16 protein-coding genes are annotated in these 24,012 nt (G+C 68.1%); all 16 read left to right on the forward strand.

The features are described 5' to 3' along the window. Positions 1 to 96: 96 nt before the first annotated feature. Entirely contained in the window at positions 97 to 342 is a 246-nt protein-coding gene (gene secE, locus ACQEVI_RS15130) for a preprotein translocase subunit SecE (RefSeq protein ID WP_432900269.1), read from the forward strand. A gap of 246 nt (positions 343 to 588) precedes the next feature. Continuing rightward, complete coding sequence (gene nusG / locus ACQEVI_RS15135) at positions 589 to 1,416, forward strand: transcription termination/antitermination protein NusG (RefSeq protein ID WP_432900271.1); 828 nt, start codon at positions 589 to 591, stop codon at positions 1,414 to 1,416. Positions 1,417 to 1,490: 74 nt separating this feature from the next. Continuing rightward, positions 1,491 to 1,922: a 50S ribosomal protein L11 gene (gene rplK, locus ACQEVI_RS15140; RefSeq protein WP_357443993.1), complete on the forward strand. Its 432-nt coding sequence runs from the start codon at positions 1,491 to 1,493 to the stop codon at positions 1,920 to 1,922. A gap of 110 nt (positions 1,923 to 2,032) precedes the next feature. Further along, the gene (gene rplA, locus ACQEVI_RS15145) at positions 2,033 to 2,749 is read left to right on the forward strand and encodes a 50S ribosomal protein L1 (protein ID WP_357510363.1); all 717 of its coding nucleotides are present in this window, start codon (positions 2,033 to 2,035) and stop codon (positions 2,747 to 2,749) included. A gap of 290 nt (positions 2,750 to 3,039) precedes the next feature. Continuing rightward, positions 3,040 to 3,672 (forward strand): RNA polymerase sigma factor, encoded by a 633-nt coding sequence (locus ACQEVI_RS15150; RefSeq protein WP_432900274.1) that lies wholly within the window; start codon positions 3,040 to 3,042, stop codon positions 3,670 to 3,672. Further along, positions 3,663 to 4,223, forward strand: coding sequence for a hypothetical protein (locus tag ACQEVI_RS15155; RefSeq protein WP_432900275.1), 561 nt, complete (start codon positions 3,663 to 3,665; stop codon positions 4,221 to 4,223). Before ACQEVI_RS15150 ends, ACQEVI_RS15155 begins: the two co-directional genes overlap by 10 nt. Before the next feature lie 356 nt (positions 4,224 to 4,579). Further along, positions 4,580 to 5,830: a S8 family peptidase gene (locus ACQEVI_RS15160; RefSeq protein ID WP_432900277.1), complete on the forward strand. Its 1,251-nt coding sequence runs from the start codon at positions 4,580 to 4,582 to the stop codon at positions 5,828 to 5,830. Positions 5,831 to 5,850: 20 nt separating this feature from the next. Continuing rightward, a complete protein-coding gene (locus ACQEVI_RS15165) occupies positions 5,851 to 8,463 on the forward strand; it encodes a CHAT domain-containing protein (protein ID WP_432900279.1) in 2,613 nt (870 codons plus the stop codon). Between the two features lie 157 nt (positions 8,464 to 8,620). Continuing rightward, entirely contained in the window at positions 8,621 to 11,218 is a 2,598-nt protein-coding gene (locus ACQEVI_RS15170; protein WP_432900281.1) for a CHAT domain-containing protein, read from the forward strand. A 318-nt stretch (positions 11,219 to 11,536) separates the two neighbouring features. Then, on the forward strand, positions 11,537 to 12,067 hold the full coding sequence (gene rplJ / locus ACQEVI_RS15175) for a 50S ribosomal protein L10 (RefSeq protein ID WP_432900283.1): 531 nt from the start codon (positions 11,537 to 11,539) through the stop codon (positions 12,065 to 12,067). Between the two features lie 83 nt (positions 12,068 to 12,150). After that, positions 12,151 to 12,531 carry a 50S ribosomal protein L7/L12 gene (rplL, locus tag ACQEVI_RS15180; RefSeq protein WP_432900284.1) on the forward strand — a complete coding sequence of 127 codons (381 nt, stop codon included), beginning with the start codon at positions 12,151 to 12,153 and terminating at the stop codon, positions 12,529 to 12,531. Positions 12,532 to 12,939: 408 nt separating this feature from the next. Beyond that, on the forward strand, positions 12,940 to 16,452 hold the full coding sequence (rpoB, locus tag ACQEVI_RS15185) for a DNA-directed RNA polymerase subunit beta (RefSeq protein WP_432900286.1): 3,513 nt from the start codon (positions 12,940 to 12,942) through the stop codon (positions 16,450 to 16,452). A gap of 96 nt (positions 16,453 to 16,548) precedes the next feature. Further along, on the forward strand, positions 16,549 to 20,433 hold the full coding sequence (locus ACQEVI_RS15190) for a DNA-directed RNA polymerase subunit beta' (protein ID WP_432900288.1): 3,885 nt from the start codon (positions 16,549 to 16,551) through the stop codon (positions 20,431 to 20,433). A gap of 466 nt (positions 20,434 to 20,899) precedes the next feature. Beyond that, positions 20,900 to 21,274, forward strand: coding sequence for a 30S ribosomal protein S12 (gene rpsL / locus ACQEVI_RS15195; RefSeq protein ID WP_108492305.1), 375 nt, complete (start codon positions 20,900 to 20,902; stop codon positions 21,272 to 21,274). Next, positions 21,274 to 21,744, forward strand: a complete 471-nt coding sequence (gene rpsG / locus ACQEVI_RS15200; protein WP_182620558.1) for a 30S ribosomal protein S7 — start codon at positions 21,274 to 21,276, stop codon at positions 21,742 to 21,744. Before rpsL ends, rpsG begins: the two co-directional genes overlap by 1 nt. 92 nt (positions 21,745 to 21,836) lie before the next feature. After that, a complete protein-coding gene (gene fusA, locus ACQEVI_RS15205; protein ID WP_432900291.1) occupies positions 21,837 to 23,939 on the forward strand; it encodes an elongation factor G in 2,103 nt (700 codons plus the stop codon). The last annotated feature ends 73 nt before the right edge of the window (positions 23,940 to 24,012 follow it).

Genomic DNA, 24,012 nt, shown 5'->3' on the forward strand with positions numbered 1-24,012 from the left:
AACCCCAGCGGGGCCGCGCGCAGCGGGCCCACGTGAGTGGACCTGGCAAGCCAGTCCGCGCCAGCCGGCGCGCCGGGCCACAGGAGTGGGGTAGCAGTGAGCGACACCGAGGTGATCCAGAGCGCCGCGGAGCGTCCGAGCAAGGGCGGCGGCAATATCTTCGCCCGAATCGCGCTCTTCGTGCGCCAGGTGGTGGCCGAGCTCAAGAAGGTCGTCTCGCCGACGCGCTCCGAGCTCATGACGTACACGACAGTGGTGCTGGTCTTCCTGGTCGTGGTCATGTTCTTCGTGGTGGTGCTGGACTACGGGTTCGGCATGCTCGCCGGCTGGGTCTTCGGCTGATTCGGTTCTCCGCGACGGCACGTTGACGCAGTCGTAGACGACCTCGATCACGGTCGACGTCGGTCCGGGTGCGCCGGACAAGCAGATGGGGCACGCTGCGCAGTACTTCGCTGTGACCGTTCTCGCCTGTTGCTGATTGTCGCTTCGCGGCACTTTCGCGCGACAATGGGCGAACACAGCTCGTAGAGGTACGCACACACGTGCCGGGCGTAGCCCCGGCGCACGAAGAGAAAGCAGGTTCGTTTCGTGTCCCAGGACTCTCTGGACCAGACGGAGAACGTCTCGCCGTCCGACGGCGACGATGCGGCCGTCGACGCGCCCCTGGACGCCGAGAACGCCGACGTGCCTGCGGACGCCGAGACTCCGGCCGACACCGACGCCGAGACCACGGACGAGAGCGACGTCGAGGGCGGAGCCACCGACGAGCGCACCGTCGACGCCGATGGTGACGTCATCGTGGACGAGGTCGAGGAGTTCAAGCGAACCCTCCGCGGACAGTCCGGCGACTGGTACGTCATCCACTCGTACGCGGGTTACGAGAAGCGCGTGAAGACCAACCTCGAGAACCGCATCCAGAGCCTGAACATGGAGGACTACATCTTCCAGGTCGAGGTTCCGATGGAAGAGGTCGCCGAGATCAAGAACGCGCAGAAGAAGATCGTGAGCCGGGTGCGGATCCCCGGTTACGTCCTCGTGCGCATGGACCTGACCGACGAGTCGTGGGGCGCCGTGCGGCACACCCCGGGCGTCACGGGCTTCGTCGGGCACACGCACCAGCCGGTGCCGCTGAACCTCGACGAGATCTACTCGATGCTCGCGCCCTCGATGCTGCAGCAGCCGGCGCAGGCAGGCCAGGCGGCAGCCGGCGGTGGCGCGTCCACCGGTGGCAAGGCCCCGGTCCACGTGGACTTCGAGGTCGGCGAGTCGGTGACCGTTACCGACGGTCCGTTCGACACGCTGCCCGCCTCGATCTCCGAGATCAACGTCGAGGCCCAGAAGCTCAAGGTCCTCGTCTCCATCTTCGGCCGGGAGACCCCGGTCGAGCTGGGGTTCAACCAGGTCGCCAAGATCTGATCGTTCGTCCCTCAGCATTTGCAACCGGGTCATCGCCCACGGCGTCGGCCCAACCGAACAGAAGGTAGAAACGCATGCCCCCGAAGAAGAAGGTCTCCGGCCTCATCAAGCTGCAGATCAACGCTGGTGCGGCGACGCCGGCTCCGCCGATCGGCCCCGCGCTGGGTCAGCACGGCGTGAACATCATGGAGTTCTGCAAGGCGTACAACGCCGCGACCGAGTCGCAGCGCGGCAACGTCGTCCCGGTCGAGATCACGGTGTACGAGGACCGCTCGTTCACGTTCATCACCAAGACCCCGCCGGCCGCTGAGCTGATCAAGAAGGCCGCCGGTGTGCCCAAGGGCTCGCCCACGCCGCACACGGTCAAGGTCGCGACGATCACGAAGGCTCAGGTCCGCGAGATCGCGACGACCAAGCTGGCGGACCTGAACGCGAACGACCTCGACGCCGCGTCGCTGATCATCGCGGGCACCGCCCGCTCCATGGGCATCACCGTCTCTGAGTGATTCCCCCGGGGCTGCTTCCAGCCCCGGACCGCACGAGGTGACCGGCGGACGTCGTCGGGCACCAGCAGTGGCAGGGCCTACCGGCCCGCTACGACCACAAGGAGAGAAACATGGCAAAGCGCAGCAAGGCGTACCTCGCCGCAGCGGAGAAGATCGACAGCGAGAACCTGTACTCGCCGCTCGAGGCCATCCGCCTCGCCAAGGAGACCGCCACCGTCAAGTACGACGCGACCGTCGAGGTCGCGTTCCGGCTGAGCGTCGACCCGCGCAAGGCGGACCAGATGGTCCGTGGCACGGTCAACCTGCCGAACGGCACGGGTAAGACCGCCAAGGTCATCGTGTTCGCCAACGCCGCCAAGGCGGAGGAGGCCCGCGCGGCCGGTGCCGACGAGGTCGGTGGCGACGAGCTGATCGAGAAGGTGGCCGCCGGCTACACCGACTTCGACGCGGCTGTCGCCACGCCGGACCTCATGGGCAAGGTCGGTCGCCTCGGTAAGGTGCTCGGCCCCCGCGGCCTCATGCCGAACCCGAAGACCGGCACCGTGACGATGGACGTGACCAAGGCTGTCACCGACATCAAGGGCGGCAAGATCGAGTTCCGCGTCGACAAGCACGCGAACCTGCACTTCATCATCGGCAAGTCCTCCTTCACGGAGGCGCAGCTGCTGGAGAACTACGCGGCCGCGCTCGACGAGGTCCTCCGCCTCAAGCCGTCGTCGTCGAAGGGTCGCTACATCAGCAAGGCGACCATGGCCACGACGATGGGCCCCGGCATCCCGCTGGACCAGAGCAAGACCACCAAGCTCCTGGAGGAGCTCTCGGCCTGAGCCGAGCTCCCCTGAGCGCAAGAAGGCCCGCATCCCGCAAGGGGTGCGGGCCTTCTTGATCTTGGTTCAGCACGATGTATCGAACGCGCCGCTCCCCCCTCTTGTCTGATGAACGGCATCGAGCCGACGCGCGTCGAGGAGAGGGGGAGTGCCTGATGGGAACGGTGTTTTTCCTCTCCGGGTTATACCTCCCCGGATCCGGAACCCCCGCCGTACACTCGGTTGGTCCAAGTGATCCACGTCCGGCATCGGACGTGGAAACATCCGCCAGCAGAGAATCCCGTGGTGCAATGACAGGATCAAGGGAGGCCCTGCCCGACGTCGACGGGCCCGGGCTCACGCTCGGCGATCGCGCTGCGATCGCCTTGACCGAGTACCGCGAGGGCAACCACCAGGCACTCGGCGACCTGGTCCGCGAGGCGACACCGCTGCTGTGGCACACGGTCCGCGCACAGGGCGTCGAGCACGACGCCGCCGAGGACGTGGTGCAGAGCACCTGGGTGGCCCTCGTGCGTCACGCCGACTCGATAGCCGAGCCGAAGGCCGTGCTGAAGTGGCTCCTGGTGACGGCGAAGCGCGCCGCCTGGGAGGCCGTACGCAAGCACCGTGACGACGAGAAGCGCCGCACCGAGCTCCCGGACGACAGTCCCGAGCACCCGATGGCCCTTCCCGCGAAGGATCCGCTGCCGGACGACGAGGTCCTGCGCGAGGAACGCGACCGCATCCTGTGGATGTCGCTCCAACAACTACCCGGACGCTGCCAAGAGCTGCTGCGTCTGGTCTCGCTCGCCGACCGGCCGGACTACCGGCACATCTCGGCGGCGATCGGAATGCCGATGGGCTCCATCGGCTCGACTCGTGGACGCTGCTTGGCGAAGCTGCGGACCATCCTCGACGAGCAGGGGGACTTCTCGTGGATCTGACGCCGGAACCGAACAAGGACGAAGAGGCCGTGGGGGACCTCTCGTACGACCCGAAGGGCCTGCTCGACGCCGACGACGGGGCCGTGCTGACCCGTCTTGCCGAGCTGGTCGACGCGGTTGACCCGGTGCCGAGCGACCTCGTGGAGCGCTCACTGTTCGCGATCACGCTGGCCGGCCTGGAGGCCGACCTCATGGAGGCCGTCTATCTCGACGCACCGCTCGCCGGCGTCCGGGGGGCCGCCGCAGCAGCCCGTGCCGACGACACCGCGCCCGCCGAGGCCAAGACAATTACCTTCACGCACGACTCGCTGACCGTCATGATCAGTCTGTCCCCGGCTGCCGGGGGCAAGGTTCGGATCGACGGCTGGGCTGCTCCCGCGGCCGGGCTGGACGTGGAACTGCACCGACCGGGGGCCGACGTCATCACTGTCGCGTCCGACGAGGACGGCCGGTTCGCCTTCGACTCCGTCGAGCGTGGCCGCGCGAGCCTGGTGGTTCGCCGGACCGACGGTGGCGCTGGTGCAGTGAGCACGCCGGTCATCGAACTCTGAACTTCTGAATCGCTGAATATTTCTGACCCGGCTGTGGGGGCGCGGCGGGGTTAGCCGAGTGCGCCTATCGATGGAGAGGTACTGCTGTGAGTGAGCCGATGCCCGAGGGAATGCACGTCCGGGACCACGCCGGGGGGTGGCGGCCGGTTCGGGAGCTGGACCCCGCCACGGACCAGCTCCCCGGTGGGCGCATCGCGCCGACGCGTTATGTGCGAGACCGGGTGATCGTTCGCGGCGACTCCGAGGGCGGGCACAACGCGCTCCTCGAGATGATCACTGCCCGCGCCCGTGAGAACGGTGTCACCGTCACAACCGGAGACTTCCAGCAGGCGGCGTCGCGCGCAGGCGCCGACGTCGTGGGTGCCCGGCCCGACGTCGAGGTACGGCTCGACGACGTGCGGGACGACTGGGACGCGCTGGGGCTGCTGGCCGCGGTGGCGGAGGAAGCGGGGGAGAACCGCAGGCGGGTGTCGCTGGACCACGTGGTGACGGGGCACCGCAAAAATGGAGGATTCGGGGATCCGAACAAGCGGGTTCCTGCCGTGTATCCGGGAGGGGCTCCTGTTCGCGCAGCCGACGGAGTATCGCCCCTTGTTACGCGGGAAGGCATCGATCGGCCCGTGGTCGCGATCCTGGACACTGGGATCGGGCGACACCCGTGGTTCGATGAGCCCGGAACTACCGTGCTTCGCGACGTCCAGCTCGATGGCAGCCCCATCGGGACCTATCCTGAGGATGATGTCGATGCGGAGCGCGAGGGGCGCCGAGATGGTGTGGCGTCCCACCTGGACCCGTACGCCGGGCACGGTACCTTCATCGCCGGCGTGGTCCACCAGGTCTGCCCGGACGCGGCGCTGCTTCCAGTTCGCGTCTACGGTGGGGACGGAACGGCCTCCGAGTGGGACTTCGCTCGGTCGGTGGAGCGGCTCCTGGAATTCCATCTGCGCGGACTCGCAGGCGTACCCGGGCACTTCCCCGTCGACATCGTGGTGATCGCCAGCGGCTACTACCTGGAGCACCCCGAGGAGGACGACGACTATGAGGGTCTCTACCGCGGCAGGCTTCGTGACCTGCGCCGGGCAGGTGTTCTAGTGGTGGCATCGGCCGGGAACGACGGATCTACCCGCAAGACATTTCCCGCGGGCTGGGCGCCACCCGTGCGACGGGCGAGCGGCGGGGTGATCCCTGGTGACGTGCACGATCTCTGCCCGGACTACACGCCGTTGATCGGTGTGGCTGCCTCCAACCCCGATGGAACCTTGGCCGACTTCAGCAACGACGGTCCTTGGATCGCTGCGGTGCGGCCCGGCGTGAACGTCCTGAGCGCGATGCCTACGACGTTCGACGGTGCCAGCGAGGGTAAGCGATCGGCAGACGGCCTGCGTTATACGGTCGACCCGGACGACTTCACGCAGGGCTTCGGAACATGGAGCGGCACCTCGTTCTCGTCGCCGTATCTCGCGGCGCAGCTCGCGGCGCAGCTGCTTGCACATAGGTCTTCCGGTCAGCAGCCGGCGCTTGACGCGCAAGGTCGTGTCAGCGATGCCTGGCATGCTGTGACCCAGGTCGGGGATCTCTACGCGGAGGTGCCCGTAGTGCCGGTGTGAGGTTCTGATCGGGGGGCGCGGTGGGCACAGCGGAGCTGGAGGCTCTAACCGAGCGATTCGAACGGGCGCGGGAATGGAACGTCCGTGCCCAACCGCGTCGTGCTCGCCGCGAGTTCCGCGCGCTTCTCCGGGATCTTGATCGCCGCGAGGCGGTGGACCTGACGATGGCCGACCGAGTGGCTTGGGCCTGGCTCATTGCTCGATCATGGATGGGACTCGCGCAGGCAGATCTCGCGTGCACCGGAGACCTTCCAGGAGCTCTCGAACTGCTTGACCGGGCACGGGGTGCTGCCCGGCTGCTCGAGGGTTTGGAACGTCGGCGCATCGAGGCGGTGACCGACGGACAACAGGGGCTGTTCCTGCTGCGGGTCGCGGGGAAGCCTGCGGAGGCGGTTCGCCTGTTTGACCGGGTACTTGCGGTCAGCGACTCCGGTGCACCGCGGGACCTTGCGATGGCGTACCTCAATCGGGCGATTGCTCTCTCCGATCTCGGAGACGTCGAGGGCGCGCTGGCGGACAACTTCGAGGCCGTCCGGCACGCCGAAGCGGCGGGATCGCCCACGCTCGTAGCCTTCGCACGGCACAACTCGGGCTACTACTTGAGCATGCTCGGCGATGCACCCGCAGCGCTCGCGGAGATGGCTGCTGCGCGTGAGCTTGCGCCAGACCAAGATGACGGCATCTCCATGCTCGGCCAGGCTGAGGTGCTGTATGGCGTTGGCCTGCTGGAGGAGGCGGAAGCGCTGCTGGACGAAGCGATACCGCAGCTACTCGCTGCGGGCCGGCGCACTGACCATGCCATTGCCGAATACGTTCGGGCACGTTGCCTCCTGGCGCTCCTGCGATTCGAGGAGGCGTCGGCGCTCGCAGCCCGGGCACGTGCCCATTTCACGGCTGTGGGCTACGAACAATGGGCCGTTCTCTCTCGGGTCCTGGAATTTGAAGCAGCCCTTGCACCGCTTCGTCGCGGTGTGCGGACACCGACAGGTGGTGAAGTCCGCCGTCGGGCACGGCAAGCGCTCACTGCCGCGCAGGACGGTGATGCCGCCGGACCAGTCCTGGGCCAGCACCCCGGTCACGCCGCACGTCTTGTCGCTGCGCAATGGTTCCTGCTGGCCGACGACCTTGATACGGCTCGTGTCACGCTCCGGGGCCTGCCCCGCGGCTTGACGAGCGCCCCGTTGACGATGCGGATCCAGCACTACACGGTCCAGGCGGAGCTGGCGTTCGCAGCTGACGACCGCACGAGGGGGCTTCGTGCCGTGCGGGCGGGTCTGAGGCTGCTTGCCGACCATCGCAGCAGGCTCGGCGCGGTCGAGTCAGTTACGGCTGCCGCCGCACACGGTGTGGAACTGACACGTATCGACGTCGGGGCAGCCGCGCACACCGGACGGCCGGCGGCGCTGTTCGACGCGGCGGAGCGAGGCCGTTCCACGTTCGCTGGTACGGGCCGCGTAACTCCGCCGGACGACGCAAGGGCCGCCGCGCTCCTCTTCGAGGCTCGAGGCTTGTTGGCCAGGGCGCGCGAGATGCCTGCTGACCAGGCAAAGGAGCGGGAGCGGCTCACTCGCCGTGCGCACCGGGCCCAGAGCGAGGTGCGGGAACGCTCGTGGCGCCATGCGGGTAACGCGGGCGGGGTGCAGCGTTCGGTGACTGCCCGCGAACTACGCCAGGTGCTCGTCGAGCGAGGCGACGACACGGCGGTGGTGGCCAACTTTGTAGTGCTCGACGGCATGCTGCGCTGTGTCCGTGTCGATGCCAAGGGCGTGACGGCCATCGAGTTCGGTCCGGCGCACGACGTGACCGAACGCGTCCGCCGCCTCGGCGCCGACTTCGCCATGGCCGCCAACGACCTCATCCCTGCACCCCTGCGCGCCGCCGCCAACGCCTCCCTGGCGCGCAACCTCAAGGTGCTCGACGACATGCTGCTCGCGCCCCTGCGCGCTCAGGGCGACCTCTACGTCGTGGGTCGTGAACCCCTGCTCAGCGTCCCCTGGACAGCGCTCCCGTCCCGAAGCGGTCTGCGCACCGCCGTCAACTCGTACGTCGCCCGGGGCCGCACCCACGCCCGTCCGAGCGGTAGCCGACGTCTGCTCGCGGCTGCGGGACCTGGCGTGCGGCACGGCACCGAGGAGGTCCACGCGGTCGGCAGGCAGTGGGCGGGCGCAACCGTGCTGACCGGGGACGACGCCGTCACCGAGCATGTCCGCACGGCACTCGCCACGCACGACGTCGTGCACCTCGCCACCCATGGCCAGCACGATGCGGACAACCCGCTCTTCGCGAGCATCGACCTCGACGACGGCCCGCTGTTCGCCCACGAGCTCGACGGGACGCCACTGCCCGGCTCGGTGGTGATCCTGTCCTCGTGCGAGGTCGGCGGCTCTACCCAGGTGCTCGGCGGCGAGGTGCTGGGCCTCACGTCGGTGCTCCTGCGCCTGGGGGCGCGCGCGGTGATCGCGTCCGTCGCGAAGCTCTCGGACGAGCTCGCCGCCCGGGTCATGCCACGCCTGCACGCTCACCTTCGTGAGTCCGACGATCCGGAGGCTGCGCTCGCGGCGGCCCTCAAGGACGTTGCCGAGCCGGTCCCGCTGGTCTGTTTCAGCTCGGTCGAGGGCCTCGCCGGCGCCTGATCTCGGGACGGGCGAATAGTGGTCCCAGCGGCCGTCTTCATCCAGGCCCGAGCCGCTGACCTGCGGCGTCGGAAAGAGCGGTGACACAAGACATCTCACCCCGCTAGCGTGTCCCGCCTGACGCCCCACGAGGGCGCGGAAATGGCTAGGGGGCAACATGTGGCCGGAACTCGAGGCGGAGCTGCTGGTCGCGCGGGACCTCAACTCCCGCTCGCGGCCGGGCGACGCGCTGCTGCGGTTCCAGGGGGTGCTCGACCGGCTTCGCGTCATGGACCTCGCTGAACTCGAGCCCGGAGACCACGAGCGCTGGGCGGAGGGTGTGGTGCGCTCCCTGACCGGGGAGGCGGTCGCCGTCCATGCGGTCGAGGACGCGCTCGACAAACCGCTGGCCATCCTCGAGGACGCCGAGTCCCGCGCGGAGACGGCGCCACCGGCGGTCCGGGCGCGTCTCGTCGCCGTCGTCGAAGGGACACGCGGCCTGCTCCTGCAGCGCTCCGGCCGGCTGGCCGATGCCATGGCCGCCTTCGACCGGGTGTTCGCGGATCCGGGAGTGCTCCACGGGCGAGACCTCGCGACGGTACTGCTCAACCGGGGCGCGACAGCCATCGAGCTGGGTCGGTTCGACGCGGCGCTCCGGGACTTCGACGTCTGCCACGAGCATGCGGTGCGTGCGGGCACGCCCTCGATCGCTTCGCTCGCCCTGCACAACATCGGCTTCGTGCGGTACGCGCTCGGCGACCTCCCCGGCGCGCTCCAGGCGATGGAGGCGGCCCGCGCCGTCGACCCGGAGCGGACCGACGGGCTGCTGGACATCGGCCGTGGCGCCGTCCTCTACGAGGCGGGGCTCCTCGAGGACGCCGAACGTGTGCTCACCCAGGCCATCTCCCGCATGGTCGGTCCTGGCCGCGCGCCGCACCGCGCGGAGGCCGAGTACTTCCGCGCCCGCTGCCTCATGGCACTGCACCGGTGGGACGAGGCCCGCACGGTCGCGGCCTTCGTCAGCCAGTACTACGCCGGGGTAGGCCATCCGCAGCGTGCAGCCATCGCCCGTGTCACGGAGCTGGAGGCGATCCTTCTGCCGGTCCGGCGTGGCGAGGCCCCTGTGCCCGACGACGCGCGCCACCGCGCCGAGCAGGCCATCGAAGCCGCGGAGGCAGGCGACGAGGTGGACCCGCTCCTGGGACAGTACCCAGGCCTCGCCGCGCGGTTCGTCGCCGCGCACTGGTATCTCCTCGCCGACGACGTCGAGGCCGCCCGCGCCGTGCTCGACGACCTCCCGGACGGCATCGCCGACGCTCCGCTGACCACCCGGATCCAGCGGCAGACGGTCCTCGCGCAGATCGCGTTCGCGGCGGGGGACCGGACCGCCGGCATCGCCGCCGTCACCCTGGGCCTCGGGCTGCTCGCCGACCAGCGCGTCGGCCTGGGCTCCGTGGAGTCGGTGACGGCCGCGGCCGCACACGGCGTCGACCTGCAGCGGACCGACGTCGCGGCAGCCGTGCGGACCGGCCGCCCCGACGCGCTGTTCGAGGCGGTCGAACGCGGACGCGCCACGTTCGCGGGGGTGGGTGGCACCGCAGCGCCGGACGACCCCGCCGTGCGCGCACTCGTCACGGAGGCCCGGGGGCTCGTCGTCCGGGCCCGCACCCTCACGAACCGCGAGAGCGCCCCTGAGCGTGCCCACCTGTTCGAACGCTCCGGCAGGCTCCTGGCGACCGCCCGCGAACGTGCCTGGCACCGCACGGGCACCGACGAGGCCGCGGCCGAGGAACGCCCCGCCACCGTCGCGGACGTGCAGAGCCTGCTCGCCACCCGCGACGACGGCGCGGTGGTCGCCAACTACCTGGTGCTCGACGGCGTCCTGCGGTGCGTCCGCGTGGACGCGGACGGTGCGCGCACCGTCGAGCTGGGCCCACGGGCCGACGTCGCCGAACGGGTGCTGCGCGCCCGGGCCGACCTCGGCGTGTGCGCCAACGAACTGGTGCCGCCGGCCATGCGCGCCGCCGCCCGGCGCTCGCTGACCCGCAGCCTGGACGCCCTCGACGAGCTCCTCGCCGTACCGCTGGAGGCGGACGGTTCGTTGTACGTCGTCGGCCGGGACCCGCTCGTCGGCGTCCCGTGGACGGCTCTCCCGTCCCGCAGGGGCAAGCGCACCACCATGCGTTCCTACGTCGCACGCGGACGAGCCCACGTGCGGGCGGGGGAGGGGCACCGACTGCTCGCGGCGCACGGCCCGGGTGTGACCCTCGGCGCGAGCGAGGTGCGGGCGGTGGGCGACATGTGGCCCGGCGCGACGGTCCTCACCGGTCCCGCAGCCACGACGGCCGCGGTACGCGAGGCACTCGCCACGCACGACATCGTGCACCTGGCGACCCACGGCCGACACGACGCCGACAACCCGCTCTTCGCCTCCATCGACCTGGCCGACGGACCACTGTTCGCGCACGAGCTCGACGGCGCCCGGCTGCCCGGATCGGTGGTGATCCTGTCGGCATGCGAGGTCGGCGGTTCCTCCCAGGTGGTCGGGGGAGAGGTCCTGGGCCTGACGTCGGTCCTCCTGCGCCTCGGTGCCCGCGCCGTCGTCGCGGCGGTCGCCCCGCTGTCCGACGCCGTCGCCGCCCGCGTGATGCCGCGCTTCCACGCGCACCTGCGCGCCACCGACGACCCGGAGGCCGCGCTCGCCGCGGCGCTCGCGGACGAGTCGGAACCGGCGCCGCTCGTGTGCTTCGGCTCCCTGGAGGGGCTGGAGCGCTGACGGCGGGCCACGCGCCGTCGGACAGCGTGTGGCGCGGGCCACCGTCCGCCCGTGCAGCACCACGCGTGCAGCCATGTATGATTCTCAGGTAACCCAAGACCGCCGGTCGTCCGACGCTGCCCGCTCTTCACGAGCACAGGGCGGAAGAAGACCGAAGTCCCGCTGAGAGCGGGGGCCTGCGCAGGTGACGAACTCGAGTGCGGCCCTGCCGTGCGAACCGAGCCCCGTGCACCTGCGCCGGGGCTCTTTCTCATTTTCCGGGGCACGCCCGGGGCATGCGCCCCAGGGGACGGTGGTACCACCACCGGAAGGATTGCCATGGCGAGGCCGGAGAAGGCAGCCGCTGTCGCGGAGATTGCGGGCAAGTTCCGCGACTCCAACGCGGCCGTGCTGACCGAGTACCGCGGGCTCACCGTCGCGCAGCTCAAGGAGCTGCGTCGGTCGCTCAGCGGCAACGCAACCTACGCCGTGGTGAAGAACACGCTGACGGGGATCGCGGCCAAGGAGGCCGGTGTCGAGGGTCTCGACGCCGACCTGAAGGGCCCGTCCGCCATCGCATTCGTGACCGGGGACCCGGTCACGGCTGCGAAGGGTCTGCGTGACTTCGCCAAGGCGAACCCTGCTCTGGTCATCAAGGGTGGCGTGCTCGACGGCCGCCCGATGTCCGCCGCAGAGATCACGAAGCTCGCGGACCTCGAGTCCCGCGAGGTTCTGCTGGCCAAGGTGGCCGGCGGTCTGAAGGCCACGCTGACGCGTGCTGCTTACGCCTTCAGCGCCAAGCCCGCCCAGGTCGCCCGCGTTATCGATGCCCTGCGTCAGAAGCAGGAGTCGGAGGGCGCTGCCGCCTGATCAGGCGGTCGCGCTAGAACAAAACCCCCTGCTTCTCGCGGGCCGCACCGGTCCGCGAAGCGCCTACTGAAAGGAACGCCATCATGGCGAAGCTCTCCACCGACGAGCTCCTGTCCGCCTTCGAGGAGCTCACGCTCATCGAGCTGTCCGACTTCGTGAAGGCCTTCGAGGACAAGTTCGACGTCACCGCCGCCGCTCCGGTCGCCGCTGCCGTTGCCGGCCCGGCCGCCGCCGCCGAGGCCGTCGAGGAGAAGACGGAGTTCGACGTCATCCTCGAGGCCGCCGGTGACAAGAAGATCCAGGTCATCAAGGAGGTGCGCGCGCTCACGTCCCTCGGTCTCAAGGAGGCCAAGGACCTGGTCGACGGCGCACCGAAGCCGGTTCTCGAGGCTGCCGACAAGGACGCCGCCGAGAAGGCCAAGGCTGCCCTCGAGGGCGCCGGCGCCACCGTCACCATCAAGTGACCTCAGGCTCCACCGCCTTCGGGCAGGTGTGACGGCGGCCCGGGCTCGTCCCGGGCGCCGTCCGCCGACTGCAGAGGCCCGCATCCCTCGGGGGTGCGGGCCTCTCGTTTTCACCCACGTCAGCCGCAGCGTCGCGGCAGTGCGGGCCGGTAGTGCGGATACGCAACGATTCGAGGATTATTGCGGTCTCGGCGTGCACGTAGTAGGGCGACTGGACATACTAGAACCAGATAGGTATGCTAGCGCTTTGCGCCCGCGTGTGCCCTCGACGCCTCCCCCTGCTTCCCGAAAGTCCTGGTTGCATCCCCTCTTGTGGGATGCCCTCCGGCGACCGGTGAAGTCCGGCAGAGCTTCCTGCAGCACCGCAGAGCGTACAGCGTTCACCCGAACTGCAGGGAAGGACCCCTCTTGGCTGCCTCGCGCACCCCTTCAGCTCCGTCCGCCGAAGCCATTGCGAACCGTACCGCTTCCCGTCGCGTTTCCTTCGCAAAGATCTATGAGCCACTCGAGGTCCCCGACCTGCTTGGCCTTCAGACCGAAAGCTTCGACTGGCTCCTTGGTAACCCAGCCTGGCAGGCCAGGGTAGAAATTGCCAAGACGGCTGGCCGTAATGATGTCCCGGAAACTTCGGGCCTCGAGGAGATCTTCGAGGAGATCTCCCCGATCGAGGACTTCGGCTCCTCGATGTCCCTCTCCTTCTCGAACCACCGCTTCGAGCCGCCGAAGTACACGGCGGACGAGTGCAAGGAGAAGGACTTCACCTACGCGGCCCCGCTGTTCGTCACCGCGGAGTTCGTCAACTACACCACCGGTGAGATCAAGAGCCAGACCGTCTTCATGGGTGACTTCCCGCTCATGACGGCCCGCGGCACCTTCATCATCAACGGCACCGAGCGCGTCGTCGTCTCCCAGCTGGTTCGTTCGCCGGGCGTCTACTTCGAGCGCACCCCGGACAAGACCAGCGACAAGGACGTCTTCTCCGCGAAGATCATCCCGTCGCGTGGTGCCTGGCTCGAGTTCGAGATCGACAAGCGCGACGCCGTCGGCGTGCGCGTCGACCGCAAGCGCAAGCAGTCCGTCACGGTGCTGCTCAAGGCCCTCGGCATGAGCGAGGCGGAGATCCGTGAGGAGTTCGCCGAGTTCCCGTCCGTGCTGGACACCCTCGAGAAGGACCACGTCCACACCGAGGACGAGGCGCTCGTCGACCTGTACCGCAAGATCCGCCCGGGCGAGCCGCCCACGGTCGAGGCCGGTCGCGCGCTGCTCGAGAACTTCTACTTCAACCCGAAGCGTTACGACCTCGCGAAGGTCGGCCGCTACAAGGCGAACAAGAAGCTCGGTGTCGACGCACAGCTGGCCGAGTCCACGCTGTCGCTGACCGACGTCGTCGCGACGATCAAGTACCTCGCGGCCCTGCACGCCGACAAGCAGATCCTCTCGGGGATGCGCAACGGCAAGCCGGTCGAGGTGCGCGTCGAGGTCGACGACATCGACCACTTCGGCAACCGCCGTATCCGCGCCGTGGGTGAGCTCATCCAGAACCAGGTGCGTACGGGTCTGTCCCGCATGGAGCGCGTCGTTCGCGAGCGCATGACCACGCAGGACGTCGAGGCCATCACGCCGCAGACGCTGATCAACATCCGTCCGGTCGTCGCGTCGATCCGTGAGTTCTTCGGCACGTCGCAGCTGTCGCAGTTCATGGACCAGAACAACCCGCTGGCCGGTCTGACGCACAAGCGTCGTCTGAACGCGCTGGGCCCGGGTGGTCTGTCCCGCGACCGCGCCGGCATGGAGGTCCGTGACGTCCACCCGTCGCACTACGGCCGCATGTGCCCGATCGAGACCCCTGAGGGTCCGAACATCGGTCTGATCGGTTCGCTCGCGTCGTTCGGTCGCATCAACCCGTTCGGCTTCATCGAGACGCCGTACCGCAAGGTCGAGAACGGCAAGGTCACCGACAACATCGAGTACCTGACGGCCGATGACGAGGACCGCTACATCATCGCGCAGGCGAACACGCCGCTGCTCGCGGACGGCACGTTCGTCCTCGACCGCGTGCTCGTCCGCACCAAGGGTGGCGAGACCAACGACATCCCGGGTGCCGAGGTCGACTACATGGACGTCTCGCCGCGCCAGATGGTGTCGGTCGCGACCGCCCTGATCCCGTTCCTCGAGCACGACGACGCCAACCGCGCCCTCATGGGTGCGAACATGCAGCGCCAGGCGGTGCCGCTGGTCCGGTCCGAGGCCCCCGTGGTCGGTACCGGCATGGAGCGCCGTGCGGCGGTCGACGCCGGCGACGTCATCCTGGCGACCAAGCCCGGTGTTGTCACCGAGGTCTCGGCCGACCTGGTGCTCGTGGCGAACGACGACGGCACGACGGGCTCGTACCGCGTGCACAAGTTCGTGCGCTCGAACCAGGGCACGAGCTACAACCAGCGCGTGCTGGTCGACGAGGGCGCGCGGGTCGAGGTCGGCTCCGTGCTCGCCGACGGCCCGGCCACGGACGAGGGCGAGCTCGCGCTCGGCCGCAACCTGCTGGTCGCGTTCATGTCGTGGGAGGGCCACAACTACGAGGACGCGATCATCCTGTCGCAGCGCCTCGTGGAGGACGACGTCCTCTCCTCGATCCACATCGAGGAGCACGAGGTCGACGCTCGCGACACCAAGCTCGGCCCGGAGGAGATCACGCGGGACATCCCGAACGTCTCCGAGGAGGTCCTCGCGGACCTCGACGAGCGCGGCGTGATCCGCATCGGTGCCGAGGTCGGCGCGGGCGACATCCTGGTCGGCAAGGTCACCCCCAAGGGTGAGACCGAGCTGACCCCGGAGGAGCGCCTGCTCCGTGCGATCTTCGGTGAGAAGGCGCGCGAGGTGCGCGACACCTCGCTCAAGGTTCCCCACGGCGAGCAGGGCACGGTCATCGCGGTGCGCGAGTTCAACCGGGAGGACGGCGACGAGCTGCCCGCCGGCGTGAACCAGCTGGTGCGTGTCTACATCGCGCAGCGCCGCAAGATCACGGTCGGCGACAAGCTGGCCGGCCGCCACGGCAACAAGGGCGTCATCTCGAAGATCCTCCCGCAGGAGGACATGCCGTTCCTCGAGGACGGCACGCCTGTCGACGTCGTCCTCAACCCCCTGGGTGTGCCGGGCCGGATGAACGTCGGCCAGGTGCTGGAGACCCACCTCGGGTGGATCGCCAAGCAGGGCTGGGACGTCTCGCTGGCCGAGGACAAGGGCGGGGAGTGGCTGGAGAGCCTCCCCGAGGTCGCTCACACGAGCGTTCCGGGCCGCCCTGTCGCCACGCCGGTGTTCGACGGTCTGGAGGAGGTCGCGCTCCGCGGTCTCTTCGGGGCCACCCTGCCCAACCGTGACGGCCAGCGCATGGTCAACCACGACGGCAAGGCGATGCTCTTCGACGGCCGCTCCGGCGAGCCGTTCCCCGAGGCCGTATCGACCGGCTACATGTACATCCTGAAGCTGCACCACCTGGTCGACGACAAGATCCACGCGCGTTCGACCGGTCCGTACTCGATGATCACGCAGCAGCCTCTGGGTGGTAAGGCGCAGTTCGGTGGTCAGCGGTTCGGTGAGATGGAGGTCTGGGCACTCGAGGCCTACGGCGCCGCGTACACGCTCCAGGAGCTGCTCACCATCAAGTCCGACGACGTCCCGGGCCGTGTCAAGGTCTACGAGGCGATCGTCAAGGGCGAGAACATCCCCGACTCGGGCATCCCGGAGTCCTTCAAGGTGCTCCTCAAGGAGATGCAGTCGCTGTGCCTGAACGTCGAGGTGCTCTCGAGCGACGGTGTCTCCATCGAGATGAAGGAGTCCGACGACGAGGTGTACCGCGCCGCTGAGGAGCTCGGTATCGACCTCTCGAGGCGGCCGAACGCCGCCTCCAGCGTCGACGAGATCTGACACCGGTCCGCGCCCGCACAGCGGGCGCGGACCTGGACACCAGGCGCGGACCTGGACACCACGAGGGTTTTCGAGAACTTCAGGAAGTAGGACATCTTGCTCGACGTCAACGTCTTCGACGAGCTGCGTATCGGCCTCGCCACGGCCGAGGACATCCGTGCCTGGTCGCACGGTGAGGTCAAGAAGCCAGAGACCATCAACTACCGCACCCTCAAGCCGGAGAAGGACGGGCTCTTCTGCGAGAAGATCTTCGGTCCGACCCGCGACTGGGAGTGCTACTGCGGCAAGTACAAGCGCGTGCGCTTCAAGGGCATCATCTGCGAGCGTTGTGGCGTAGAGGTCACGCGTTCCAAGGTGCGCCGTGAGCGCATGGGCCACATCGAGCTCGCCGCGCCCGTCACGCACATCTGGTTCTTCAAGGGTGTGCCGTCCCGCCTGGGCTACCTGCTGGACCTGGCCCCGAAGGACCTCGAGAAGGTCATCTACTTCGCGGCCTACATGATCACGTCGGTCGACGACGAGGCCCGCCAGGAGGACCTGCCGAACCTGCAGAACGAGATCGATCTCGAGAAGAAGGAGATCTCCGACCGCCGGGACAACGACATCAACACCCGCGCCCAGAAGCTCGAGGCCGACCTGGCCGAGCTCGAGGCCGAGGGTGCCAAGGCCGACGCGCGCCGCAAGGTGCGTGACTCCGCCGAGCGCGAGATGGCTCAGCTGCGCAAGCGTGCGGACCAGGAGCTCGACCGCCTCGAGCAGGTCTGGGACCGGTTCAAGAACCTCAAGGTCGCTGACCTCGAGGGCGACGAGATGCTGTACCGCCAGCTCCAGGACCGCTACGGCACCTACTTCGAGGGTGCGATGGGTGCGAGCGCGATCCAGCAGCGCCTCCAGAACTTCGACCTGGAGGCCGAGGCCGACTCGCTGCGCGAGACCATCCGCTCCGGCAAGGGCCAGCGCAAGACCCGTGCCCTCAAGCGGCTCAAGGTCGTGAACGCGTTCCTCACGACCACGAACTCGCCCACGGCGATGGTGCTCGACGCCGTCCCGGTCATCCCGCCGGACCTGCGCCCGATGGTGCAGCTCGACGGTGGCCGGTTCGCGACGTCGGACCTGAACGACCTGTACCGCCGCGTCATCAACCGGAACAACCGCCTCAAGCGGCTTCTGGACCTGGGCGCGCCGGAGATCATCGTCAACAACGAGAAGCGGATGCTCCAGGAGGCCGTGGACTCGCTGTTCGACAACGGTCGCCGCGGCCGTCCGGTCACGGGTCCGGGCAACCGCCCGCTGAAGTCGATCTCCGACATGCTCAAGGGCAAGCAGGGCCGGTTCCGTCAGAACCTGCTCGGCAAGCGCGTCGACTACTCGGGCCGTTCGGTCATCGTCGTCGGCCCGCAGCTCAAGCTGCACCAGTGCGGTCTGCCCAAGCAGATGGCGCTCGAGCTGTTCAAGCCGTTCGTCATGAAGCGGCTCGTGGAGCTCAACCACGCGCAGAACATCAAGAGCGCCAAGCGCATGGTCGAGCGCACGCGCCCGGTCGTGTGGGACGTGCTCGAAGAGGTCATCACGGAGCACCCCGTGCTCCTGAACCGTGCGCCGACGCTGCACCGTCTGGGTATCCAGGCGTTCGAGCCGCAGCTCGTCGAGGGCAAGGCCATCCACCTGCACCCGCTCGTCTGCGGCGCGTTCAACGCCGACTTCGACGGTGACCAGATGGCAGTGCACCTGCCGCTGAGCGCCGAGGCGCAGGCCGAGGCCCGCATCCTCATGCTCTCGAGCAACAACATCCTCAAGCCGTCGGACGGCCGTCCGGTGACCATGCCCTCGCAGGACATGATCATCGGTCTGCACCACCTCACGAGCGACCGTCCGGGCGCCGTGGGCGAGGGCCGTGCGTTCGGTTCCGTGGCCGAGGCCATCATGGCCTTCGACCGCGGTGAGCTGGACATCAACGCCAAGATCAAGCTTCTGATGTCGGACCTCGTGCCGCCGCTGAAGGACTTCGAGGCGCCCGAGGGCTGGGAGCAGGGGCAGCAGCTCCTGTTCGACACGACCCTCGGCCGGTACCTGTTCAACGAGACGCTGCCCGTCGACTACCCGTACGAGAACGGTGTCGCCGACAAGAAGCGCCTCTCTACGATCGTCAACGACCTCGCCGAGCGCTACCCGAAGGTGGAGGTGGCCGCGGCGCTGGACGCGCTGAAGGACGCCGGCTACCGGTGGGCAACGCGCTCCGGTGTCACGATCGCCATCTCCGACGTCGCTGCGCCGACCGAGAAGGCAGCGATCCTCGACGAGCACGAGGCTCGGGCCCTCAAGGTCCAGCAGCAGTTCGACAAGGGTCTGATCACCGACGACGAGCGCCGTCAGGAGCTCATCGAGATCTGGACGCAGGCAACTGACCGGGTCGCGTCGGTGATGCGGGAGAAGCTCGAGAGCAACGCGCGGAACACCGTGATGCGCATGGTGGGCTCGGGTGCTCGTGGTAACTGGATGCAGGTCCGTCAGATCGCCGGTATGCGCGGCCTCGTGGCGAACCCGAAGGGCGAGATCATCCCTCGTCCGATCAAGTCCAACTACCGTGAGGGCCTGTCCGTCCTCGAGTACTTCATCGCGACGCACGGTGCCCGTAAGGGTCTGGCCGACACGGCCCTCCGTACGGCCGACTCGGGCTACCTGACCCGTCGTCTCGTGGACGTGTCGCAGGACGTCATCATCCGTGAGGACGACTGCGGTACCGAGCGTGGCCTCACGCTGCCGGTCGCCGAGCGGCTCCCGGACGGCTCGCTCGTCCCGGACGACCGCGTCGAGACCAGCATCTACTCGCGTACCTTCGCGACCGACGTGGTGGACGCCGACGGCAACGTCATCGCGACCGCCGGTTCGGACGCGGGCGACGTCATCATCGACCAGGTGATCGCGGCGGGCATCGAGAGCGTCAAGGTCCGTTCGGTCCTTACCTGCACCTCTCGCGTCGGTACCTGCGCGAAGTGCTACGGACGCTCCCTGGCCACGGGCCTGCTCGTGGACATCGGCGAGGCCGTCGGCATCATCGCGGCGCAGTCGATCGGTGAGCCGGGCACGCAGCTGACGATGCGTACCTTCCACACCGGTGGTGTGGCTGCCGCTGAGGACATCACGCAGGGTCTGCCGCGTGTCACCGAGCTCTTCGAGGCCCGTACCCCCAAGGGTGAGGCGCCGATCGCGGAGTACACGGGTCGCGTGACGATCGAGGACACCGAGCGGACGCGTCACCTCGTGCTGACGCCGGACGACGGTGGCGAGGAGATCAAGTACCCGGTCACGAAGCGTGCGCGCCTCAAGATCGCGGACGGCGACCACGTCACCGTGGGCACCCAGCTCGTCCAGGGTGCTGTCGACCCGAAGAAGGTGCTGCGCATCCTCGGCCCGCGTGCCACGCAGACGCACCTGGTGGACCAGGTCCAGGAGACCTACCGCAGCCAGGGTGTGGACATCCACGACAAGCACATCGAGGTCATCGTGCGGCAGATGCTGCGGCGCGTGACCGTGCTCGACTCGGGTGACTCGCAGCTGCTGCCCGGTGAGCTCGCGGAGCGCATGCGCTTCGAGGACGCGAACCGCAAGGCCGTGTCGGAGGGTGGCCAGCCGGCCGCCGGCCGTCCGGAGCTGATGGGTATCACGAAGGCTTCGCTCGCCACCGACTCGTGGCTCTCGGCGGCCTCCTTCCAGGAGACCACCCGGGTGCTCACCGAGGCGTCGATGAGCGGTCGCCGTGACCCGCTGCTGGGCCTCAAGGAGAACGTCATCATCGGTAAGCTCATCCCGGCCGGTACGGGTCTGCCCCGCTACCGCAACGTCGAGGTCGAGCCCACCGAGCAGGCCAAGGCCGAGCTCTACCCGAGCTTCGGTTACGACGAGATCGACTTCCCGACGCTCGGTATGGGCTCGGGCGAGGCGATCCCGCTGGAGGACCTGGACCTCGGCGACTTCCGCTGATCCGATCCTGACTGCGACGTAGCGAACCTGTCAGAGCCCCGCTGACGTGTCAGACGTGCAGGTCACTCCCGTGACCTGCACGTCTGACACGAACGGTGGGCTCCGACAGGTTCGCTCGTTTCCGCTCGCGGTTGCTCGGGCGCATCTCACACCCGATTCGTTTTGACCCCCCGTAAACACGTGGGTATTCTTAGAATTCGTGCCCGCGCCGTCGGGCCGCACCTCCTGAAGGCCGCCGCAAGGCAGCTTCGGAAGCGGCCGATGTGAGTGCGTGGGCATCCCGGCAAGAACCTCCCGGGGCACGTCGTGCCCCGATGGCGGAGCCGGGCCATCGAGCCGGTGGTAAGTGGCGCAGCAGTCCCCGTGGGGGCTGTGGGTGTCGCATGCAATCGGCACGCACAAGCCAAACCATCGACGGGGACGCCGGCAGGGCGTCGCCGAAGCTCAAGAAGACGACGGAGACGTAGTGCCTACGATCCAGCAGCTCGTCCGCAAGGGGCGTACCTCGAAGGTCACGGCGTCCAAGACGCCGGCCCTTCATGCCTCCCCCCAGCGGCGCGGTGTGTGCACTCGCGTGTACACCACCACCCCCAAGAAGCCGAACTCGGCGCTCCGCAAGGTTGCGCGTGTGAAGCTCTCCTCCGGTACCGAGGTCACCGCGTACATCCCCGGCGTCGGCCACAACCTGCAGGAGCACTCCATCGTGCTCGTGCGTGGCGGCCGTGTGAAGGACCTCCCGGGTGTGCGGTACAAGATCGTCCGCGGCGCGCTCGACACCCAGGGTGTCAAGGGCCGCAAGCAGGGTCGGAGCAAGTACGGCGCCAAGAAGGAGAAGAGCTGATGCCCCGCAAGGGTCCGGCCCCGAAGCGGCCGCTCATCGTCGACCCGGTCTACGGGTCCCCGGTTGTCACGCAGCTGATCAACAAGGTCCTGCTCGACGGCAAGAAGTCGACCGCCGAGGCGATCGTCTACGGCGCGCTCGAGGGTGTCCGCTCCAAGACCGACGGTGACCCCGTCGTGGTGCTCAAGCGTGCGCTGGACAACGTCCGCCCCGCGCTCGAGGTCCGCTCCCGCCGCGTCGGTGGCGCCACGTACCAGGTGCCGGTCGACGTCCGCCCCACGCGTGCCACCACGCTCGCGCTGCGCTGGCTCACCGACTTCTCCCGCGCCCGTCGCGAGAAGACGATGACGGAGCGTCTCATGAACGAGATCCTCGACGCGTCGAACGGTCTCGGTGCTGCGGTCAAGCGCCGCGAGGACATGCACAAGATGGCCGACTCCAACAAGGCCTTCGCGCACTACCGCTGGTAGTAGCTTCCGAGCGGCCCCGGGTCACCCCGGGGCCGTCGGTGGATGCTTGACCGCCGGCCCCAACCCACCTTCAGACCAAGGGGTAAGACACCGTGGCACTCGACGTGCTGACCGACCTGAACAAGGTCCGCAACATCGGCATCATGGCCCACATCGATGCCGGAAAGACCACGACGACCGAGCGCATCCTGTTCTACACGGGTGTGAACTACAAGATCGGTGAGACGCACGACGGTGCGTCGACGATGGACTGGATGGAGCAGGAGCAGGAGCGCGGCATCACGATCACGTCCGCCGCGACGACCTGCTACTGGAAGAACAACCAGATCAACATCATCGATACGCCGGGTCACGTCGACTTCACGGTCGAGGTGGAGCGGTCGCTCCGCGTGCTCGACGGTGCCGTTGCCGTGTTCGACGGCAAGGAGGGTGTCGAGCCCCAGTCGGAGACGGTCTGGCGCCAGGCGGACAAGTACGACGTCCCCCGCATCTGCTTCGTCAACAAGATGGACAAGCTCGGTGCGGACTTCTACTTCACCGTCGACACCATCATCAACCGCCTCAAGGCGAAGCCGCTCGTCATCCAGCTCCCGATCGGGTCGGAGAACGACTTCGAGGGCGTTGTCGACCTCATCGAGATGAAGGCGCTCACGTGGCGCGGCGACACCAAGATGGGTGAGGAGTACGAGGTCGAGGAGATCCCGGCCGACATGCTCGAGAAGGCGCAGCAGTACCGCGCCGACCTGGTCGAGGCTGTCGCCGAGGCGGACGACGAGCTGCTCGAGAAGTTCCTCGGTGGCGAGGAGCTGACGATCCCGGAGATCAAGTCCGGTATCCGGAAGCTCGTCATCAAGTCCGCGGCCTTCCCGGTCCTGTGCGGCTCGGCGTTCAAGAACAAGGGCGTCCAGCCCATGCTCGACGCCGTGATCGACTACCTGCCGACCCCGCTCGACGTCCCGGCTGTCCAGGGTGTCGACGTCAAGGACGCAGAGAAGATCATCGAGCGCCGTCCGGACGAGACGGAGCCGTTCTCGGCCCTGGCGTTCAAGGTCGCCACGCACCCGTTCTTCGGCAAGCTGACCTACGTCCGCGTCTACTCGGGCAAGGTCGCGCAGGGCGCTGCCGTGCAGAACTCGACCAAGGGCAAGAAGGAGCGCATCGGGAAGCTCTTCCAGATGCACTCCAACAAGGAGAACCCGGTCGAGGAAGCGCACGCCGGCCACATCTACGCGTTCATCGGGCTCAAGGACGTCACCACCGGTGACACCCTGTGCGACCCGCAGAACCAGGTCATCCTCGAGTCGATGAGCTTCCCGGAGCCCGTCATCGACGTGGCGATCGAGCCGAAGACGAAGGCCGACCAGGAGAAGCTGTCCACAGCTATCCAGAAGCTCGCGCAGGAGGACCCGACCTTCCGCGTGCGGCTGGACGACGAGACCGGCCAGACCGTCATCGGCGGTATGGGCGAGCTCCACCTCGACATCCTCGTCGACCGTATGCGTCGCGAGTTCAAGGTCGAGGCCAACGTCGGTAAGCCGCAGGTCGCCTACCGCGAGACCATTCGCCGCGTTGCGGAGAAGGTCGACTACACGCACAAGAAGCAGACCGGTGGTTCCGGCCAGTTCGCCAAGGTCCAGGTGACCTTCGCGCCGCTGGAGACCACGGACGGCGAGCTCTACGAGTTCGAGAACGCCGTCACCGGTGGCCGTATCCCGCGTGAGTACATCCCGTCCGTGGACGCTGGTATCCAGTCGGCCATGCAGCAGGGTGTGCTGGCAGGCTTCCCGGTCGTCGGCGTCAAGGCGTCGCTGATCGACGGTGCGTACCACGACGTCGACTCCTCGGAGATGGCGTTCAAGATTGCCGGTTCGATGGTCTTCAAGGAAGGCGTCAGGCGCGCTGACCCTGTCCTGCTCGAGCCGGTCATGGCCGTCGAGGTGCGTACGCCCGAGGAGTACATGGGCGACGTGATCGGCGACATCAACTCCCGACGTGGCATGATCCAGTCCATGGAGGACGCGACCGGCGTCAAGGTCGTTCGCGCCCAGGTGCCGCTCAGTGAGATGTTCGGCTACATCGGTGACCTCCGGTCGAAGACCCAGGGTCGCGCGGTGTACTCGATGCAGTTCGACAGCTACGCCGAGGTTCCCAAGGCAGTTGCCGAAGAGATCATCAAGAAGACCCGGGGCGAGTGAGTCCCCACAGGTCGACCCGCACAACCAACCTGTAGGAAGAACCGCACGCCCCGCAGTTGTAGGCTTCTTGGCC

This window comes from Promicromonospora sp. CA-289599, from assembly GCF_050936155.1.
In the GTDB taxonomy this organism is placed as follows: domain Bacteria; phylum Actinomycetota; class Actinomycetes; order Actinomycetales; family Cellulomonadaceae; genus Promicromonospora.

Bases quoted from the DNA above. Each gene is read 5' to 3' on its own strand.
- rplL (WP_432900284.1), top strand. From the start codon at position 12,151: ATGGCGAAGCTCTCCACCGACGAGCTCCTGTCCGCCTTCGAGGAGCTC.
- rplA (WP_357510363.1), top strand. From the start codon at position 2,033: ATGGCAAAGCGCAGCAAGGCGTACCTCGCCGCAGCGGAGAAGATCGAC.
- rplJ (WP_432900283.1), top strand. From the start codon at position 11,537: ATGGCGAGGCCGGAGAAGGCAGCCGCTGTCGCGGAGATTGCGGGCAAG.
- rplK (WP_357443993.1), top strand. From the start codon at position 1,491: ATGCCCCCGAAGAAGAAGGTCTCCGGCCTCATCAAGCTGCAGATCAAC.
- rpsG (WP_182620558.1), top strand. From the start codon at position 21,274: ATGCCCCGCAAGGGTCCGGCCCCGAAGCGGCCGCTCATCGTCGACCCG.
- ACQEVI_RS15150 (WP_432900274.1), top strand. From the start codon at position 3,040: ATGACAGGATCAAGGGAGGCCCTGCCCGACGTCGACGGGCCCGGGCTC.
- ACQEVI_RS15170 (WP_432900281.1), top strand. From the start codon at position 8,621: ATGTGGCCGGAACTCGAGGCGGAGCTGCTGGTCGCGCGGGACCTCAAC.